The organism is Luteimonas salinisoli, assembly GCF_013425525.1.
Taxonomy (GTDB): Bacteria; Pseudomonadota; Gammaproteobacteria; order Xanthomonadales; family Xanthomonadaceae; genus Luteimonas; species Luteimonas salinisoli.
On record NZ_JACCKA010000076.1, the window covers coordinates 17,104 to 35,149 of the forward strand.

12 protein-coding genes and 1 tRNA gene are annotated in these 18,046 nt (G+C 69.2%); 1 reads left to right on the top strand and 12 read right to left on the bottom strand.

Translation table 11 applies throughout. The annotated features are described in order from the left end of the window. Positions 1 to 74 precede the first annotated feature (74 nt). Positions 75 to 2,321, bottom strand: a complete 2,247-nt coding sequence (locus tag H0E84_RS13520; protein ID WP_219339749.1) for a glycoside hydrolase family 3 N-terminal domain-containing protein — start codon at positions 2,319 to 2,321, stop codon at positions 75 to 77. Positions 2,322 to 2,485: 164 nt separating this feature from the next. Here H0E84_RS13520 and H0E84_RS13525 point away from each other — a divergent pair, with 164 nt between their 5' ends. Beyond that, positions 2,486 to 2,911 (top strand): hypothetical protein, encoded by a 426-nt coding sequence (locus H0E84_RS13525; protein WP_180679184.1) that lies wholly within the window; start codon positions 2,486 to 2,488, stop codon positions 2,909 to 2,911. 115 nt (positions 2,912 to 3,026) lie between these two features. On the opposite strand, the gene pnp is transcribed toward H0E84_RS13525, so the two are convergent. From pnp to nuoL, 11 genes are all read right to left on the bottom strand, one after another. Next, positions 3,027 to 5,135 (bottom strand): polyribonucleotide nucleotidyltransferase, encoded by a 2,109-nt coding sequence (gene pnp / locus H0E84_RS13530; protein ID WP_180679185.1) that lies wholly within the window; start codon positions 5,133 to 5,135, stop codon positions 3,027 to 3,029. Positions 5,136 to 5,398: 263 nt separating this feature from the next. Continuing rightward, positions 5,399 to 5,659, bottom strand: coding sequence for a 30S ribosomal protein S15 (gene rpsO / locus H0E84_RS13535; RefSeq protein ID WP_180679186.1), 261 nt, complete (start codon positions 5,657 to 5,659; stop codon positions 5,399 to 5,401). Between the two features lie 151 nt (positions 5,660 to 5,810). Further along, positions 5,811 to 6,770 carry a tRNA pseudouridine(55) synthase TruB gene (truB, locus tag H0E84_RS13540; RefSeq protein ID WP_180679187.1) on the bottom strand — a complete coding sequence of 320 codons (960 nt, stop codon included), beginning with the start codon at positions 6,768 to 6,770 and terminating at the stop codon, positions 5,811 to 5,813. A 141-nt stretch (positions 6,771 to 6,911) separates the two neighbouring features. Beyond that, positions 6,912 to 7,286 (bottom strand): 30S ribosome-binding factor RbfA, encoded by a 375-nt coding sequence (gene rbfA / locus H0E84_RS13545; RefSeq protein ID WP_180679188.1) that lies wholly within the window; start codon positions 7,284 to 7,286, stop codon positions 6,912 to 6,914. 112 nt (positions 7,287 to 7,398) lie between these two features. Then, complete coding sequence (gene infB / locus H0E84_RS13550) at positions 7,399 to 9,999, bottom strand: translation initiation factor IF-2 (RefSeq protein ID WP_180679189.1); 2,601 nt, start codon at positions 9,997 to 9,999, stop codon at positions 7,399 to 7,401. A 133-nt stretch (positions 10,000 to 10,132) separates the two neighbouring features. Next, entirely contained in the window at positions 10,133 to 11,644 is a 1,512-nt protein-coding gene (nusA, locus tag H0E84_RS13555) for a transcription termination factor NusA (RefSeq protein WP_180679190.1), read from the bottom strand. Positions 11,645 to 11,651: 7 nt separating this feature from the next. Beyond that, positions 11,652 to 12,287, bottom strand: a complete 636-nt coding sequence (gene rimP, locus H0E84_RS13560; RefSeq protein WP_180679191.1) for a ribosome maturation factor RimP — start codon at positions 12,285 to 12,287, stop codon at positions 11,652 to 11,654. A 166-nt stretch (positions 12,288 to 12,453) separates the two neighbouring features. Beyond that, positions 12,454 to 12,530 (bottom strand) — tRNA-Met (locus H0E84_RS13565). Positions 12,531 to 12,805: 275 nt separating this feature from the next. After that, positions 12,806 to 14,272 (bottom strand): NADH-quinone oxidoreductase subunit NuoN, encoded by a 1,467-nt coding sequence (nuoN, locus tag H0E84_RS13570; protein ID WP_180679192.1) that lies wholly within the window; start codon positions 14,270 to 14,272, stop codon positions 12,806 to 12,808. 13 nt (positions 14,273 to 14,285) lie between these two features. Further along, positions 14,286 to 15,797, bottom strand: coding sequence for an NADH-quinone oxidoreductase subunit M (locus tag H0E84_RS13575; RefSeq protein ID WP_180679193.1), 1,512 nt, complete (start codon positions 15,795 to 15,797; stop codon positions 14,286 to 14,288). Positions 15,798 to 15,810: 13 nt separating this feature from the next. Continuing rightward, entirely contained in the window at positions 15,811 to 17,916 is a 2,106-nt protein-coding gene (gene nuoL / locus H0E84_RS13580; protein WP_180679194.1) for an NADH-quinone oxidoreductase subunit L, read from the bottom strand. Positions 17,917 to 18,046 lie beyond the last annotated feature (130 nt).

The following is an 18,046-nucleotide window of genomic DNA, read 5'->3' on the forward strand; positions in this document are numbered from 1 at the left end:
GAGCAAGCTCCGCTCTACGGGGGCACGGGCGCGGGCACGGACGCCTCGACGCCCATGCCCGACGGCGCAACACCTCAGTCCGTCACCACCTCGAAACTCGTCTCGACGGTATCGGCAGAGCTGCCGCCGGCGAATACCGTGAACGTCCCCGGCTCCACCACCGGGCGCATGCCGGCATCGAGCACCGCCAGCGCCTCCGGCTCCAGCCGGAACCGCACCCTGCGGCTCTCGCCGGGCTGCAGCGCGACGCGCTGGAAGCCGCGCAGCTCCTTCACCGGCCGGGTCACGCTGGCGACGTCGTCGCGCAGGTAGAGCTGCACGACCTCCTCGCCGGCGCGGCGCCCGGTATTGGTCACCCTCACCTCCACCTCGACCGCATCGCCGCGCCGGATGCGCGGCGCGTCCACCCGCAGGGCGTCGTAGCGGAAACTGGTGTAGCCCAGGCCGTGGCCGAACGGATACAGCGGCGACCAGTGAACGTCCAGGTACTTGGCCGTGTACTTGTCGTCCGCGTCGGGCGGCCGCCCGGTGTTCTTGTGGTTGTAGTGGATCGGGACCTGGCCGACGTTGCGCGGGAACGTCACCGGCAGCTTGCCGCCCGGCGCATGTCCGCCCAGCAGCACGTCGGCCAGCGCGTGCCCGGCCTCGGTGCCGGGGAACCAGGCCATCATGATCGCGGGCACGTTCTCGTGCAGCCAGTTCACCGACAGCGGACGGCCGCCGAACAGCACCGCGACCACTGGCTTGCCGGTGGCGTGCACCGCGCGCGCCAGCTGCTCCTGCACGCCCGGCAGGTCGAGGGTGGTGCGATTGTTGGCCTCGGCGCTCATCTCCTGGCTCTCGCCGAGGAACAGCACCACCGCGTCGGCGCGGCGCGCCGCCTCCAGCGCCTCCGCGAAGCCGGAGGTATCGTCGCCGTCGATATCGGCGCCGCGCGCATGCAGGATCCGCACGTCGGATCCGAGCGCCTCGCGCAGTCCCGCGAGCGGCGTGACCACGTCCTCCGGCCGGCCGGCGGCCACCCAGTTGCCGAGCATCTCGCGGCGGTCGTCGGCGAGCGGGCCGACCACCGCCAGCGTGCGCAGCGCGCCCGCGGAAAGCGGCAGCGCGTCGTCTTCGTTCTTCAGCAGCACGAAGGACTTCCGCGCCAGGTCGCGCGCGGCGCCACGATGCTCTTCGGTCAAGGTGACGGCCTTCTCGCGCGCGGGATCGCTGTAGCGGTACGGATCGTCGAACAGCCCCAGCCGGTGCTTGGCGCGCAGCACGCGCCGCACCGAGGCGTCGACGAAGGCCTCGTCGAGGCGCCCGTCGCGCACCGCCGCGGCGACGTCCTCCAGGTAGATCCCGCTGACCATGTCGACGTCCACCCCGGCCTCCAGGCCGAGGATGCCGGCGTCGGCGCGGGTGGCGGCCACGCCATGGGGCATCAGCTCCTGGATCGCGTTGTAGTCGCTGACCAGTACGCCGTCGAAGCCCCATTCGCCGCGCAGCAGGTCCTCGATCAGCGGGCGGTGGGCGTGCATCGGCACGCCCGCCACCTCGTTGAAGGCGGGCATGATCGACTGCACGCCGGCCTCGACCGCCGCCCTGAACGGCGGCAGGTAGGTCTCGTGCAGCGTCCGCTCCGACATGTCGACGGTGTTGTAGTCGCGCCCGCCCTCCGCCGCGCCGTAGGCGACGAAGTGCTTGGCGGTGGCGAGCATGGTGTCGGCGGCGGCGAGGTCCGCGCCCTGGAAGCCGCGCACGCGCGCGGCGGCCATCGTCGCGCCCAGGTGCGGGTCCTCGCCGGCGCCCTCGACGATGCGTCCCCAGCGGGGGTCCCGGGCCAGGTCGACCATCGGCGCGAAGGTCCAGTGCAGCCCGTGCGCCGTGGCCTCGACGGCGGCGATGCGCGCGGCGTTCTCCACCGCCTCCAGGTCGAAGCTGGCGGCCTCGGCCAGCGGCACCGGGAACGTGGTGCGGAAGCCGTGGATCACGTCGTGCGCGAACAGCAGCGGGATGCCGAGCCGCGACTCCTCCACCGCCACCTGCTGCATCTGCCGGCTGTAGTCGGCGCCGTAGACGCCCAGGAACGAACCGACCTGGCCGCCGCGGATCTGCGCCTCGCCCCCTTCCGGCACGCGCGGGCCGGTATCGCTGCCGCGGCCGCGGTACTGGGTCAGCTGCCCCAGCTTCTCCTCCAGCGTCATCCGCGCCAGCAGCGCCTCGACCGCGGCCGCCTCGGCACCGGCCGGCGCCGGCTGCCGCGCTCCGGCCAGGGCGGACGAGAACGCCAGCAGCGCTCCGAAAAACAGCTTCAGCGGCATCGATGACCTGCTCATCGTCGTGTCCTGCGGAAGGGGCGCACCATGCTAGCAGCGACGCCATGCAGGCCAGGACCGCCCGGCGGGGAAGAGTGGGGCCTGGTTCCCAGAATCGCGGCTCACGACGGCGCTATCTTGGCCGGTGCCAGGCTCCTCTGGCAGACCCGCAAGGATCGACGACCATGGAGATCGAAGGAATGAACAGGCGTATCCCGCTGGCCGGCATCGCGCTCGCATTGTCGATGGTGGCGCTTGGGCCCGGCGCCAGCGGAACGGCGCAAGCCCAGTTCAACCAGCCCTTTTTGTACTGCTTCGTCAGTCCGAACGAAATGCAAGGCGGGCCGTTGGGCAGGTGCACGTCGATGTATCCGAGCCCGAGCTATTCGGCCTACTTCGCGATCCACAACCTGCCTGCCGCCAATTACAGCTTCGTCTGGACCAACCAGAACGGCCAGGTGCTTCCCTGCAACAGCGCGCACTGCACTGTGAACTACATCGGCGGGATGGCGATCGGCGACACCATCCATGTGAACTACACCAACCTGCAGACGGGCGCTTCGAACACGCTTTCCCGCGCTCTCGCCATCAACGGCCCCCTGCAGCCCTGAACGGCGGATCGGGCGGGAGGCGTCGCGCCCGCTCCACAGTGGACGGGGCAAGCCGCAGGAAAGGAAAAAGCGGGCCGAAGCCCGCTTTTTCCGAAAGCGTCGCCGCGGCGAAGGATCAGGCCGCGGGCGCGCCCTCGCCTTCCTCGACGGCCTTCATCGACAGGCGGATGCGGCCCTGCTTGTCGACTTCCAGCACCTTGACCTTGACCACGTCGCCCTCGGTGAGCTTGTCCGAGACCTTCTCGACGCGCTCGCTGGAGATCTGCGAGACGTGCACCAGGCCGTCCTTGCCCGGCAGGATCGTGACGAAGGCGCCGAAGTCCATGATCTTGACCACCTTGCCCTCGTAGATCCGGCCCGGCTCGACGTCCGAGGTGATCTGCTCGATCCGCTCCTTGGCGGCCTGGGCGGCTGCGGCGTTGACCGAGGCGATGATGATGGTGCCGTCGTCCTGGATGTCGATCTGGGTGCCGGTTTCCTTGGTGATCGCCTGGATGGTCGAGCCGCCCTTGCCGATCACCTCGCGGATCTTGTCCGGATGGATCTTCACGGTCAGCAGACGCGGCGCGTACTCGCTGAGCTCGCCGCGCGGCGCGGTCAGCGCGTTGCCCATCTCCTGGAGGATGAACTGGCGACCCTGGTTGGCCTGCGCCAGCGCCACTTTCATGATCTCTTCGGTGATGCCCTGGATCTTGATGTCCATCTGCAGCGCCGAGATGCCCTTGGCGGTGCCGGCCACCTTGAAGTCCATGTCGCCGAGGTGGTCCTCGTCGCCGAGGATGTCGGACAGCACCACGAACTGGTCGCCCTCCTTCACCAGGCCCATCGCGATGCCCGCGACCGGCGCCTTGATCGGCACGCCGGCATCCATCAGCGCCAGCGAGCTGCCGCAGACCGAGGCCATCGACGACGAACCGTTCGACTCGGTGATCTCCGAGACGACGCGGATGGTGTAGGGGAACTCCTCCATCGACGGCATCACCGCCAGCACGCCGCGCTTGGCGAGCCGGCCGTGGCCGATCTCGCGGCGCTTCGGGCCCATCATGCGGCCCGCTTCGCCGACCGAGTACGGGGGGAAGTTGTAATGGAACAGGAAGTGCTCCTTGTACTCGCCGCCCACCGCGTCGATGACCTGGCCGTCGCGCGCGGTGCCGAGCGTGGTGACCACGATCGCCTGAGTCTCGCCGCGGGTGAACAGCGCCGAGCCGTGGGTACGCGGCAGGATGCCGACCTTGGAGCTGATCGGGCGCACCGTGTCCAGGGCGCGGCCGTCGATGCGGATCTTCGTGCTGAGCACCGCGTTACGCAGGGTCTGGTACTCGAGCTCGCCGAACTCCTTCGACAGCGCGGCCGGATCCCAGCCGTTGGCCTCGATCTGCGCGGCCAGCGACTCGGCGGTCTCCTTCTTCAGCGCGGAAATCGCCTCGCGGCGCTTGAGCTTGTCGCGGATCTGGAACGCCTGGTCGAGGCGGTCGCCGATCGCGTTCTTCAGCGCGGTCACCATCGCCTCATCGCGCGCCGCCGGCTGCCAGTCCCACTTCGGCTTGCCGGCCTCGGCGACCAACTCGTTGATGGCGTCGATCGCACCCTGCATCTGCTGGTGGCCGAACATCACCGCGCCGAGCATCACGTCCTCGGACAGCTCCTTCGCCTCCGACTCGACCATCAGCACCGCTTCCCGGGTGCCGGCGACCACCAGCTCCAGATCGCTGTCCTTCAGCTCGCTGGTGGTGGGATTGAGCAGGTACTGGCCGTCGCGGTAGCCGACCTTGGCCGCGCCGATCGGCCCGTCGAACGGGCAGCCGGTCAACGCCAGCGCGGCGGACGCGCCGATCAGCGCCGGGATGTCGGCATCGACCTCGGGGTTGAGCGACATCACGGTGGCGACGATCTGTACCTCGTTCCTGAAGTCCTCCGGGAACAGCGGGCGGATCGGGCGGTCGATCAGGCGCGAGATCAGCGTTTCCTTCTCGGTCAGGCGCCCCTCGCGCTTGAAGAAGCCGCCCGGGATGCGGCCACCGGCGTAGAACTTCTCCTGGTAGTCGACGGTCAGCGGGAAGAAATTCTGCCCCTCGCGCGCGGTGCGGGCGGCGACCGCCGCGACCAGCAGCGTGGTCCCGTCGACCGACACCATCACCGCGCCGCCGGCCTGCCGGGCGATTTCGCCGGTCTCGAGGGTCATGGTGCGACTGCCGTACTGGAAGCTCTTGGTAACTTTCGACACGTTTGGTTTCCCTGGATCTGGATTTCGATGAACCGGGCTGGACCCATGTCCCGACCGGCTGGCCGCTGGGCGGCGCAGGAGGATGGCGGACGGAACCGGCTTCCAGCCGCTCCAGTCCCCACCGCTGCAGACCTCGTCCGACGCGGTGGAACGGTCCGGGCAACAGACCCGTCCCGCGCGTGGCGTCCATGCACCGCGGCACCGGCCGACAGCACCGGCAAAACAAAACCGCGGCGCATCGCTGCGCCGCGGTGGGGTATGGTTTATCGACGCAGGCCGAGCTTCTCGATCAGGGCCTTGTAGCGCTCGGCATCCTTGCGGTGCAGGTAATCGAGCAGGCTGCGGCGCTGGTTCACCATCTGCAGCAGGCCGCGCCGGCTGTGATGGTCCTTCTTGTGGATCTTGAAGTGCTCGGTGAGGTGCGCGATGCGCGCGGTCAGCAGGGCCACCTGGACTTCCGGCGAACCGGTATCGTTGTCGCCGCGCTTGTGTTCGTTGATGATTTCGCTGGTATCGATGGACATGTCCGCCTCGTGATGCGCGGCCCGCAGGAACGCCGCATCGTGCACGGGGCACGAGCGAGGCACCGCATGGCCCGCCGCTTGCTGATGAATGCGTAAACGCATGGGAAAAAGCAGCGGAATTGTAACCCGCCGCAGACGCCCGCAACAAGGCTCAGGTGCGCGCCGGAGGCTGGCTGCAGGCCCAGCTGAACAGACGCTGCGGGCGCAGGCATCCGGCTCCATCCACCTCCCCCAGCCCCAGCGCCCGCCCGTCCTGGTCGAGAATCGCCACCGGACCGCGCGTGGCGAAGCCTCCATCGACGCTCTGGCCATAGGACAGCCGCGCCGCCTGCGCCGGGCCGACGGCCAGCTGCGGCCAGGACGCCATCCCGGCCTCCACCGGCAGCAGGCAGGCATCCAGGCAATGCCGGCCGCGCGCCGCCAGCGCCTCCAGGTCCCCGGGGGTCCACAGCCGCGGCTCCCTGAACGGGTCGACCCAGAGCCGCCGCAGCTCTGCGACATGGGCGCCGCAGCCCAGGGCCTCGCCGAGGTCGCGGACCAGGCTGCGCACGTAGGTGCCGGAGCCGCATTCCACGTGCAGCCGCAGCAGCGGTTCGCCGCAGTCGAGCAGGTCGGCGGCCGATCGCAGTTCGAAGGCATGCACCTCGACCTCGCGCGGCTCGACTTCGATGGTCTCGCCACGGCGCGCCTTGGCGTAGAGCGGCTCGCCGCCGCGCTTGAGCGCCGAGTACACCGGCGGCCGCTGCTGGATCCGCCCGGTCAGCGCGCGCAGGGCGGCGTCGATGGTCGCCAGGTCCAGCACCGGCACCGGACGCTGCCGCAGCGGCTGGCCGTCGGCATCGTCGGTATCGGTCACCACGCCGAGCCTGGCGACCGTGTCGTACGCCTTGCGGGCGCCGAGCAGGCCGCCGGCGATCTTGGTGGCCTCGCCGAAGCAAACCGGCAGCAGCCCGGTTGCGAGCGGGTCGAGGCTGCCGGTATGCCCCGCCTTCTCGGCTTCGAACAGTCGCCGCGCCTGCTGCAGGGCCTGGTTGGAGCTCAGGCCGCGCGGCTTGTCGAGCAGCAGGATGCCGTCCAGCCTGCGGAACCTGTTGCGGCGCTGCCGGGACATCAACGCAGCTTCCGCGCAGCCGCGCCTGGCCGCCGGCACGGGCGGGCCGACGGGCCGCTGCGGATCGAGGCGGCCGGCCCGGAAGCCGGCCTGCCCGGCAGCGGGACCCCGTGCGCCGCGACGCGCGCCGCCGTCACCGCGTCAGTCCGTCCCTTGGCCCGTTGCGCCGTCGGTATCGGGCAGGTCGCGCAGCAGGTTGTCGATGCGCTCGCCGCGATCGACCGAATCGTCGTAGTGGAAATGCAGCTCCGGCACGTGGCGCAGCTTCACCGCACGCGCCAGTCGGAAGCGGATCTCCGCGGCCAGGGCGCGCAGCCCCTTGACCGCCTCGCCGGAGCGCTCGGCCTGCAGCGCGGTCACGAAGACCTTGGCATGGGCCAGGTCGCGGCTGACCTCGACGTCGGACACGCTCACCGAGGGCAACCCGTGCTCCTGCACCGCCGCGCGCACCAGCGCGCCCAGCTCGCGACGGAGCTGGGCGGAAACGCGGTCGGTGCGGTTGAATGACTTCGTCATTGCGGGAATCGGGAATCGGGAATGGGGAATGGTCAAGAGCCAGGGAGCCGGTGGCGAACCGGGAACCGATGTTCCGATTCCCGATGCTCCATTCCCGATTCCCTGCGCACGCCTACAGCGTCCGCTGCACCTCGATCCGCTCGAAGCACTCGATCTTGTCGCCCGGCTTGACGTCGTTGTAGGCCTTCACGCCGATGCCGCACTCGGTGTTGACGCGCACCTCGTCGACGTTCTCCTTGAAGCGGCGCAGCGATTCCAGCTCGCCCTCGAAAATCACCGTGTCGTCGCGCAGCACGCGGATCGGCTTGCTGCGCTTGACCACGCCCTCGACCACCATGCAGCCGGCCACGGCGCCGAACTTGGAGCTGCGGAACACGTCGCGCACCTCGGCGGTACCGATGATCTCTTCGCGGATCTCCATGCCCAGGATGCCCGAAGCGACCTGCTTCACCTGGTCGATGACGTCGTAGATGATGGAGAAGTAGCGCAGGTCCAGGCCGCTATTCTCGATCACCTTGCGCGCCGAGGCGTCGGCACGGACGTTGAAGCCGATGATCGTCGCCTTGGCAGCAGCCGCGGAATTGGCGTCCGACTCGGTGATCCCGCCGACCCCGGAGACGATGATGTTGACCCGGATCTGCTCGTTGGACAGCGCCGTCAGGGCCTGGCGCAGCGCTTCGGCCGAGCCCTGCACGTCGGCCTTGACGACCAGGTTGAGCGACAGCTGCTGCTCGGCCTGGCCCATCTGCGCCATGATGTCCTCCATGCGGTTGCCCGCCGCCTGCACCAGGCGGGTCTCGCGGCGCTTGTGCTCGCGCTGCTGGGCGACCTCCTTGGCCAGGCGCTCGTCGTCGACGACCACGAAGTCGTCGCCGGCATCCGGCACGCCGGACAGGCCGAGGACCTGCACCGGGATCGATGGCCCGGCGCCGTCGACCGGCTTGCTGTTCTCGTCGAACAGCGCGCGCACGCGGCCATACTGCACGCCGCAGACCAGGTAGTCGCCCTTGGCCAGGCGGCCCTGCTGCACCAGCACGGTGGCCACCGGGCCGCGCCCCTTGTCGAGCGAGGATTCGATGACGGTGCCGGTCGCGCGGCCCTCGGACAGCGCCTTGAGCTCGAGCACCTCGGACTGCAGCAGGATCGCGTCGAGCAGGTCGTCGATACCGTCGCCGGTCTTGGCCGACAGCTCGACCATCTGGATGTCGCCGCCGAACTGCTCGGCCACGACCTCGTGCTCCAGCAGCTCGTTCCGGATCCGGCCCGGATCGGCGTCGGACTTGTCGATCTTGTTGATCGCCACGATCAGCGGCACGCCGGCCGCACGGGCATGCTGGATCGCCTCGATCGTCTGCGGCATCACCCCGTCGTCGGCGGCGACCACCAGCACCACGATGTCGGTGAGCTTGGCACCGCGCGCGCGCATCGAGGTGAAGGCGGCATGGCCCGGCGTGTCGAGGAAGCTGACCACGCCGCGGTCGGTTTCCACGTGATAGGCGCCGATGTGCTGGGTGATGCCGCCGGCTTCGCCGGAGGCCACCTTGGTGCGGCGGATGTGGTCGAGCAGCGAGGTCTTGCCGTGGTCCACGTGGCCCATGATCGTGACCACCGGCGGGCGCGACTCGCCCTCGCCCTGCCCGGTGGCGACGTGGGCGATCAGCTCGCTCTCGGCGTCGTCGCTATCGGCCCGCACCGGCCTGTGCCCGAGCTCCTCGGTCACCAGCGCAGCGGTGTCGTGGTCGATCGACTGGGTGATGGTGGCCATGACCCCCATCTTGAACAGCGCCTTGACCACGTCGCCGCCCTTCATCGCCAGCTTCTGGGCGAGATCGGCCACGGTGATCGCCTCGCCGATGGCGACCTCGCGTACCACCGGGGCGGTGGGACGGGCGAAGCCGTGCTGGCCGCCGCCGCTGCGCGCCTGCTCCAGCTGGCGGCGCGGCTTCGGCTTGCGCACGGTGGAGCGACGCGCACGCTCGGACGGGCTCAGGTGCAGCTGCCCGGCGAAGCGCGCGGCGGCCCCCTCGTCGTCCTCGACCCCTGCGACCATCGCGTGCGAGCCGCGGTGGTGCTTCTGCTTGTGTCCGCCGCGCTCCTCGCGGGCCGGGGCCGGCTTGGGGTGGCCGTGGCCATGGCCGGCCTTGCGCGCGGCGGCGCCCGGCTCGTCCTCGGCCTGGACGGCGGCGGCCGCGGCCAGCGCCTCCTGGCGCAGGCGCTCGGCTTCGGCCTCGGCCGCAGCCTCTTCCTGGCGCTTGCGCGCGGCGGCCTCGTCGGCGCGGCGCTTGTCCTCCTCGGCCAGGCGCTGCTGCTCGGTGAGGTTGCGCAGGCGCGACTCCTCGAGCTTGCGCAGGATCTCGGCGCGCTCGTCGTCCTCGCCGCCCGCGCCGCCGTCTTCCGAGGGCTTGACCAGGGTGACCTTCTTGCGGACCAGGACGTCGACCGTGGTGCGGTTCTTGCCGCCCCCGACCGTCAGCTCCTGCTTGCGGCTGCGGTTGAGCGTGATCTTTTTCGGCGCGACCGCATCGTCGGCGGCCTTCTCGGCCTTGCCGTGGGTACGACGCAGGAAGCCGAGGAGCTTCACCTTCTCGGTGCTGGTCACGACCTGGTCGGGATCGCTGAACGGCATGCCGGCCTCGGCCAGCTGCTCCAGCAATTTCTCGACCGGCGTGTTCACCAGTGCGGCCAGCTTGCGGATCGTGGTTTGTTGCGACATTCGGGTTCCGGTTCCTTGGGCGTCGGCGAGATGGCCGCGCTGTGGATTGAGCATTGTACCGTCTGCTGGCGGACGCTTCGGGCCGGGGCCGGGAGGCGTCCGCCCCCGGCCTCAACCCGCGTGCTGCGCCATCTCAGGCCTCCCGCTCGAGGCGGGCGATCTCCTCGGCGCGGGCGGCCAGGATCAGGGCGGCAGCGCGCGCCTCGTCGATTCCCTCGACGCCGAGCTCGAGCAGTTCGTCGGCGCCGAGGTCGGACAGGTCCTCGCTGCTGCGCACGCCCCGCTCGGCCAGCGCATACGCGGTGGTGTCGTCCATGCCCTCGAGGGCCAGCAGGTCCTCGGTCGGCGCGTTCTCGTCCAGCTCCTCCTCCTCCGCGAGCGCGTCGTTGAGCAGGGCATCCCGGGCGCGGGCGCGCAGTTCCTCGACGATGTCTTCGTCGAAGCCCTCCACCGCCAGCAGTTCGCCGACCGGCACGTAGGCGATTTCCTCGACCGTGCTGAAGCCCTCGGCAACCAGGATGCCGGCGATTTCTTCGTCGACCTCGAGCTTCTCCTGGAACAGCTCGCGGGCGGCGGTCTGTTCGGCCTCGGACTTGGCGGTCACCTGGTCCTGGGTCATCACGTTGAGCTGCCAGCCGGTCATGCGGCTGGCCAGGCGCACGTTCTGGCCGCCCTTGCCGATCGCCTTGGCCAGCAGCTCCTCGGCCACCGCCAGGTCCATCGAGTGCTTCTCCTCATCGACGATGATCGACTGCACCTCGGCCGGCGCCATCGCATTGATCACGAACTGCGCCGGGTTGTCCGACCACAGCACGATGTCCACGCGCTCGCCGTTGAGCTCGTTGGACACCGCCTGCACGCGCGAGCCGCGCATGCCGATGCAGGCGCCGATCGGATCGGTGCGGTTGTCGTAGGCCACCACCGCGATCTTGGCGCGGTCGCCGGGATCCCGGGCGCAGGCCTTGATCTCGACCAGGCCCTGGCCGACCTCCGGGACCTCGAGCTTGAACAGCTCCATCATGAATTCCGGCGCGGCGCGGCTGATGAACAGCTGCGGGCCGCGCGGCTCGCTGCGCACGTCGTAGAGATATCCGCGGATGCGGTCGCCGGCGCGGACCACGTCGCGCGGGATCGCCTTGTCCTTGGGAATGAACGCCTCGGCGTTGCCGCCGAGATCGACGAAGACGTTGCCGCGCTCGACCCGCTTGACGATGCCGGTGACCAGCTCGCCGACGCGATCCTTCCAGGCGTCGACCACCTGGGCGCGCTCGGCCTCGCGCACGCGCTGGACGATCACCTGCTTGGCGGCCTGCGCGGCGATGCGGCCAAACTCGGCGTTCTCGATCGGCTCCTCGATGTAGTCGCCGACTTCGACGCCCTCGGCCTCGTCGATGGCATCCATCAGCCGGATCTGGCGGTCGGGCGATTCCATCACCACGTCGTCGGCGACCACTTCCCAGCGGCGGAAAGTCTCGTAGCTTCCGTCCTTGGCATCGATCGCGACGCGCGTGAGCACGTCCTCCTCCGAGTAGCGCTTCTTCGCCGCGGTGGCCAGGGCCGCCTCGATGGCCTCGAGGATCACCGATTCCGGCACGCCCTTCTCGTGGGCGACCGCGTCGACGACCATCAACAGTTCCTTGCTCATTTCTGGATCACTCCGAACTCGACGGCCCATCGGCCGCGCGATTGTTGGCTTGTGGCTGGTTGGCGTTCTGGTCCGGGCGCGCCGTGCGCCCCGACGGTTTCTTCTGCTTGCCGGGGCGCGCATCGCGGCCCGAGGCGTCCCTGGCCGGCGCCAGGCCCAGCGCGGCCCAGTCCGGGACCAGGCGCGCCTTGTCGATGTTGGCGAACGCGACCTCCATGGGCCGGCCGTCGACCTCGAACGCCACCGTGTCGCCCTCGACCGCGAGGATCCTGCCCTGCAGCCTGCGGCGCCCGTCCTGCGGCAGCTTCAGCCCGACCTTGGCGGTCTCGCCGGCGAAGCGCGCGAACTGCGCGGGTGCGAACAGCGGACGGTCGACGCCAGGCGACGAGACTTCCAGCGTGTAGTGGCCGCTGATCGGATCCTCCACGTCGAGCTGTGCGGACACCTCCCGGCTCACCGCCTCGCAGTCCTCGATCGTCACGCCCTGCTCCGGGACCGCCGGGTCGGCATCCGGCCGGTCGATGTAAAGGCGCAGCACGGCGCTGCCCGGCGTCGGCAGGTACTCCGCGCCGAGCAGTTCGAGCCCCAGCGCCTCGACGGTCGGGGCCAGCAGGTCCGTGATTGTGCTCGCCTTGTCGGCCAAGTCGCGTTCCTCGGTTGCCGGAAAAGACAAGGGGCCCGGCGGGCCCCTTGTCCATACCACTGGATTTCGGCGCCGGAACGCGAGCAGCATGCGTTCCGGCTCAGCCCGATCCGCGGCCGGGAAACAAAAAAGCCTCCTGGGAGGCTTTTCGTCGACCGCGAAAAGCTGGTAGCGGGGGCAGGATTTGAACCTGCGACCTTCGGGTTATGAGCCCGACGAGCTGCCAGACTGCTCCACCCCGCAGCAGATTCGCAATTATGCAGGCGCGGGGGCGCCTTTGCAAGACCTGGAACGAGGCCGGAGCTGACCGGGGCGCCTCCCTGCCGCAGCCGTAGAGCGGAGCTTGCTCCGCTGCATCGGCTCCGGAGCCCGCGTAGCCGAGCAAGCTCGGCTCTACGTGGGCACACCTGGCCCGAACCGATCCCCTGCACCGCAGCCCGTAGAGCGGAGCTTGCTCCGCTGCGTCGGCTCCGGAGCCCGCCTAGCCGAGCAAGCTCGGCTCTACGACCGGGAAGTTTCTATGCGGCGAACGCCTGCTGACACCAGGCCATCAGCGGGCTCCAGAACAGCCCCAGCGCCAGCAGCGACAGCGCGTTGACCGCGAACATCGCCCGCAGCGCCCCGCCCGGCCGCGCCTGCAGCGGCTCGCCGGCGGGCTCGTCGAAGTACATCACCTTGATCACCCGCAGGTAGTAGTACGCACCGATCACCGCGAACACGATGCCGACGATCGCCAGCCACAGCAGGTCGCCCTCCAGCGCCGCGCGCAGCACCGCCAGCTTGGCCCAGAACCCCAGGAACGGCGGCACCCCCGCCAGCGAGGCCATGATCACCAGCACCAGCGCCGCCATCCACGGACTGCGTGCGTTGAGGCCGCGGAAATCGTCAATGCGGTCGGCCTCGAAGCCCTTGCGCGAGAGCATCACGATGGCGCCGAACGCGGCCGCCGACATGATCGCGTAGCTGATCGCGTAGAACATCGCCGCAGCGAACCCGCCGGCGCCGCCGCCGGCGATGCCCAGGAACAGGAAGCCGACGTGCGAGACCGTCGAATAGGCCAGCATGCGCTTGAGGTTGCTCTGCGCGATCGCCACCACGTTGCCGATCGCCAGCGACAGCGCCGCCAGCAGCGCCAGCAGCAGCTGCCACTGCTCCTGCAGCGGGCCCAGGCCGACCTCGAACAGGCGCCAGGCCATGCCGAACGCCGCAAGCTTGGGCGCCGAACCGATGAACAGAGTGATCGGCGTCGGCGCGCCGTGGTAGGTGTCCGGCAGCCACATGTGGAACGGCACGGCGCCGAACTTGAAGGCCACGCCCACCACGACGAACACCATGCCGGTCAGCAGCAACACCCGGTCCTCGCCGGTGGCGGCCGTGGCCGCCGCGCTGATCGCGTCCAGGTACAGGGTGCCGGTGGCGCCATAGACCAGCGACAGGCCGTACAGCAGCAGGCCCGAAGCCAGCGAGCCGAGCACGAAGTACTTCATGCCGGCCTCGGACGCCAGCGGATTGTCGCGGTCGATCGCCACCAGCGCGTACGAGCACAGCGCCAGCAGTTCCAGCCCCAGGTAGATCATGGTCAGGTTGCCGGCCGAAACCAGCAGCATCATCCCGACCACGGCGAACAGGATCAGCACCGCGATCTCGCCCTTGTAGAGTCCGCGCTCGCGCAGATAGGGCCAGCTGTAGCCCAGCGCCATCGCCGAGACCACCAGGGTGACCAGCTTGAGCACGTCGGCGGCGGTGTCGCGCACGAACAGCCCTTCCATGACCACGCCGTGCCCGCCGACGCCGGCGGCGATCATCGCCGCGGCCGCGAGCAGCGTGGCGATCGCCAGCGCGTGGGTGATCATGCGGCGGCGCTCGTCGACGAACAAGTCCAGCATCAGCAGCGCGAACGCGCCGAAGATCACCGTCAGCTCGGGCAGCAGCGGCGCGAACTCGGCGAAGGTGCGGACGGGGGGCGTCATGGCGGCGACGGTCATCGCACGATCCTCATCAAAGCTTGGTGGCGGACAACAGCTCCGCCAGGTGCGCGATGGAGGGCTCCATCAGGTCGGTCAGCGGTCGCGGGTACACGCCCAATGCCAGCACGCCGGCGGCGAATACGCCCAGCACCAGCGCCTCGCGCCAGTTGATGTCCTGCAGCGCGGCGACGTGGGCGTTGCCGACTTCGCCGTAGAGCACCCGCTTCACCAGCCACAGCGTGTAGGCCGCGCCGATCACCAGGGTCATCGCCGCCACGAACGCGATCAGCGGATGGCTCTGGAACGCCGCCAGGATCACCATGAACTCGCCGACGAAGCCCGAGGTGCCCGGCAGGCCGGCGTTCGCCATCGCGAACAGCACCATGAACGCCGCGAACCACGGCATCACGTTGGCGACGCCGCCGTAGTCGGCGATCTGGCGACTGTGCATGCGGTCGTAGAGCACGCCGACGCAGGAGAACATGGCCCCGGAGATGAAGCCGTGGCTGACCATCTGCACCATCGCGCCCTGCAGGCCGAGGCGCGCCGCATCGGCGTTGCCGGTGTCGCGCATGAGCGCGAAGGCGATGAAGGTGCCGAGGGTGACGAAGCCCATGTGCGAGACCGACGAATAGGCGATCAGCTTCTTCATGTCGGACTGCGCCAGCGCCACCAGCCCCACGTAGACCACCGCGATCAGCGACAGCAGGATCACCAGCCAGGCCCACTCGTGGCCGGCGTCCGGCACGATCGGCAGGCTGAAGCGCAGGAAGCCGTAGCCGCCGATCTTCAGCATGATCGCCGCCAGGATCACCGAACCGCCGGTGGGCGCCTCGACGTGGGCGTCGGGCAGCCAGGTGTGCACCGGGAACATCGGCACCTTGACCGCGAACGCCGCCAGGAAGGCGAAGAACAGCCACATCTGCTCGGTAGCGGTCAGCGGCAGAGCGTACAGGTCGGGCAGCTGCCAGCTGCCGCCCTTCAGGTACAGGTAGATCAGCCCGACCAGCATGAAGATCGAGCCGAGAAAGGTGTAGAGGAAGAACTTGACCGAGGCGTAGACCCGGCGCGGCCCGCCCCACAGCCCGATGATGATGAACATCGGGATCAGCATCGCCTCGAAGAAGACGTAGAACAGCAGCGCGTCGACCGCGGCGAATACGCCCACCATCAGCCCTTCCAGCACCAGGAAGGCGGCGTAATACTGGCTGACGCGCTTGTCGATCGAGCCCCAGGCGCCGATCAGGACCAGCGCGGTGGTCAAGGTGGTCAGCACGATCAGCGCCACAGAGATGCCGTCGGCGCCGAGGTGGTACTGGATGTCGTAGGCCGGGATCCATTCGCGCCGCTCGACGAACTGCATCGCGGTCGCGGCGAAGTCGAAACCCGTCAGCAGCGGCAGGCTGACCACGAGGGTCAGCAGCGCGACCGCCAGCGCCACCCAGCGCGCCAGCTGCGGACGCGCGTTGCCGCAGGCGAGCGTGAGGGCGCCACCGAGGATCGGAAGCCAGATCAGCAGACTGAGTAGGGGCCAGTTCGACACGTATGGGTTTCCGTCAGCGCCAGTAGCGGATCAGCACGGCCAGCAGCACGATCAGGCCGACGATCATCGCGAAAGCGTAGTGGTAGAGGTAGCCGGACTGGGCCCGGCGCGCGAGGCCGGAGGTCAGGTCGACCAGGCGGGCCGCGCCATTGACGATCAGCCCGTCGATCAGTTTCTCGTCGCCCTTGCGCGACACCCTCCCCAGCAGGAGGCCACCGCCGGCGAAACCGCCGATCCACAGATCGTCGGCCCAGTACTTCTTCTCCAGCACCCGCACCGGCAGCGCGAACGTGCGCCGCGCCCGGGCCGCCAGCTCCGGCTTCCACCAGTACATCACCGTGGCCAGCACGAAGCCCGCCGCCGCCAGCCAGAAGGCCGGGGTCAGGAAGCCGTGCAGCGCGAACGCCACCGGCCCGTGCCACAGCTCCTGCCCGAGCGCCGCAAGGGTGTCGCGCGCCGGAGCGAGGTCGATGGCTCCGAAGAAGAACGGCGCCTGCTCATCGTGCCCGCGCCAGTCGGTGCCGAACAGCATCGGCCCCGCGGTGAAGAAGCCGATCAGGATCGAGGGGATCGCCAGCAGCACCAGCGGCACGGTGACCACCCAGGGCGACTCGCGGGGCTCGTGCGGACCGTGGCCGTGATCGCCGTGACCGTCGTCGTGCAGCGGCTCGTGCCTGGTGTGCTGGCCGTGCTCGTCATGGGTCGCCACCGGATGGGACGGCGCGGCCTCGCGGAAGCGTTCGGCGCCGAAGAAGGTCATGTACAGCAGCCGGAAGCTGTAGAAGCTGGTGACGAACGCGCCCAGCAGGACCGCCCAGTAGCCGTATTGCGCGACCCAGCCGCCCTGCCCGGCCGCGTGCTTGGCCGCCTCGATGATCACGTCCTTGGAGTAGTAGCCGCTGAAGAACGGCGTCGCCACCAGCGCCAGGGTGCCGATCAGCATGGTCCAGAAGGTCACCGGCATGTACTTGCGCAGGCCGCCCATCTTGCGCATGTCCTGCTCATGGTGCATCGCGATGATCACCGAGCCGGCGCCGAGGAACAGCAGCGCCTTGAAGAAGGCGTGGGTCATCAGGTGGAACACCGCCGCCGAGTACGCCGACACGCCCAGCGCGACGGTCATGTAGCCCAGCTGCGACAGCGTGGAATAGGCGACGACGCGCTTGATGTCGTTCTGGACGATGCCGATCAGGCCGGTGAAGAACGCCGTGGTGGCGCCGATGAACAGCACGAAGGCCAGCGCGGTATCGCTGAGTTCGAACAGCGGCGACATCCGCGCCACCATGAAGATGCCCGCGGTGACCATGGTCGCGGCGTGGATCAGCGCCGAGATCGGGGTCGGGCCTTCCATCGAGTCCGGCAGCCAGACGTGCAGCGGCACCTGCGCGGACTTGCCCATGGCGCCGATGAACAGGCAGACGCAGATGATCGTCGCCACCGACCAGGCCTGGCCGGGGAGGATCTCCACCACCAGCCCACCGCCCGCCTTCAGGGTGGCGTTGGCGAAGACCGTGGCGTAGTCCAGGGTGCCGAACCAGTACAGCACCGCAGCGATGCCGAGCAGGAAGCCGAAGTCGCCGACGCGGTTGACCAGGAAGGCCTTGAGGTTGGCGAAGATCGCGCTCGGCTTCTTGAACCAGAATCCGATCAGCAGGTAGGACACCAGGCCCACCGCCTCCCAGCCGAAAAACAGCTGCAGGAAGTTGTTGCTCATCACCAGCATCAGCATGCTGAAAGTGAACAGCGAGATGTAGCTGAAGAAGCGCTGGTAGCCCGGGTCCTCGGCCATGTAGCCGATGGTGTAGACGTGCACCAGCAGCGACACGAACGTCACCACCACCATCATCATCGCGGTGAGGCGGTCGATCATGAACCCGACGTGCGCCGAGTAGCTGCCGACCTCGAAGAAGGTGTAGAGGTTCTGGTTGTAGGGCGCCGCGCCCTGCCCAACCAGCTGCCAGAGCACGTAGCAGGAGAACGCGCAGCTGGCCGCGACGCCGAGGATGGTGACCGTGTGCGCGCCGGTGCGGCCCACCTGGCGGCCGAACAGGCCGGCCACGATCGAGCCCAGCAGCGGGGCCAGCACGACGATCAGCAGGTGGGTAGTCGAGATTGCCATCGTTGTCGGTTATCCAGAAGCGGCGCCGTTTTGACCTGCTGCCATCCATGGCGGTACTGCGTGAGCTCCGGAGCGCCCGGCCCGGCCATCCTTGGCCGGTCGTTCGCGAAGGCGCGAGCCGGTGGCTCGC

Excerpts from the sequence above, each read along its gene's own strand:
- H0E84_RS13520 (WP_219339749.1), bottom strand. The coding sequence starts at position 2,321 with ATGAGCAGGTCATCGATGCCGCTGAAGCTGTTTTTCGGAGCGCTGCTG.
- H0E84_RS13525 (WP_180679184.1), top strand. The coding sequence starts at position 2,486 with ATGGAGATCGAAGGAATGAACAGGCGTATCCCGCTGGCCGGCATCGCG.
- rpsO (WP_180679186.1), bottom strand. The coding sequence starts at position 5,659 with ATGTCCATCGATACCAGCGAAATCATCAACGAACACAAGCGCGGCGAC.
- truB (WP_180679187.1), bottom strand. The coding sequence starts at position 6,770 with ATGTCCCGGCAGCGCCGCAACAGGTTCCGCAGGCTGGACGGCATCCTG.
- rbfA (WP_180679188.1), bottom strand. The coding sequence starts at position 7,286 with ATGACGAAGTCATTCAACCGCACCGACCGCGTTTCCGCCCAGCTCCGT.
- infB (WP_180679189.1), bottom strand. The coding sequence starts at position 9,999 with ATGTCGCAACAAACCACGATCCGCAAGCTGGCCGCACTGGTGAACACG.
- nusA (WP_180679190.1), bottom strand. The coding sequence starts at position 11,644 with ATGAGCAAGGAACTGTTGATGGTCGTCGACGCGGTCGCCCACGAGAAG.
- nuoN (WP_180679192.1), bottom strand. The coding sequence starts at position 14,272 with ATGACCGTCGCCGCCATGACGCCCCCCGTCCGCACCTTCGCCGAGTTC.
- nuoL (WP_180679194.1), bottom strand. The coding sequence starts at position 17,916 with ATGGCAATCTCGACTACCCACCTGCTGATCGTCGTGCTGGCCCCGCTG.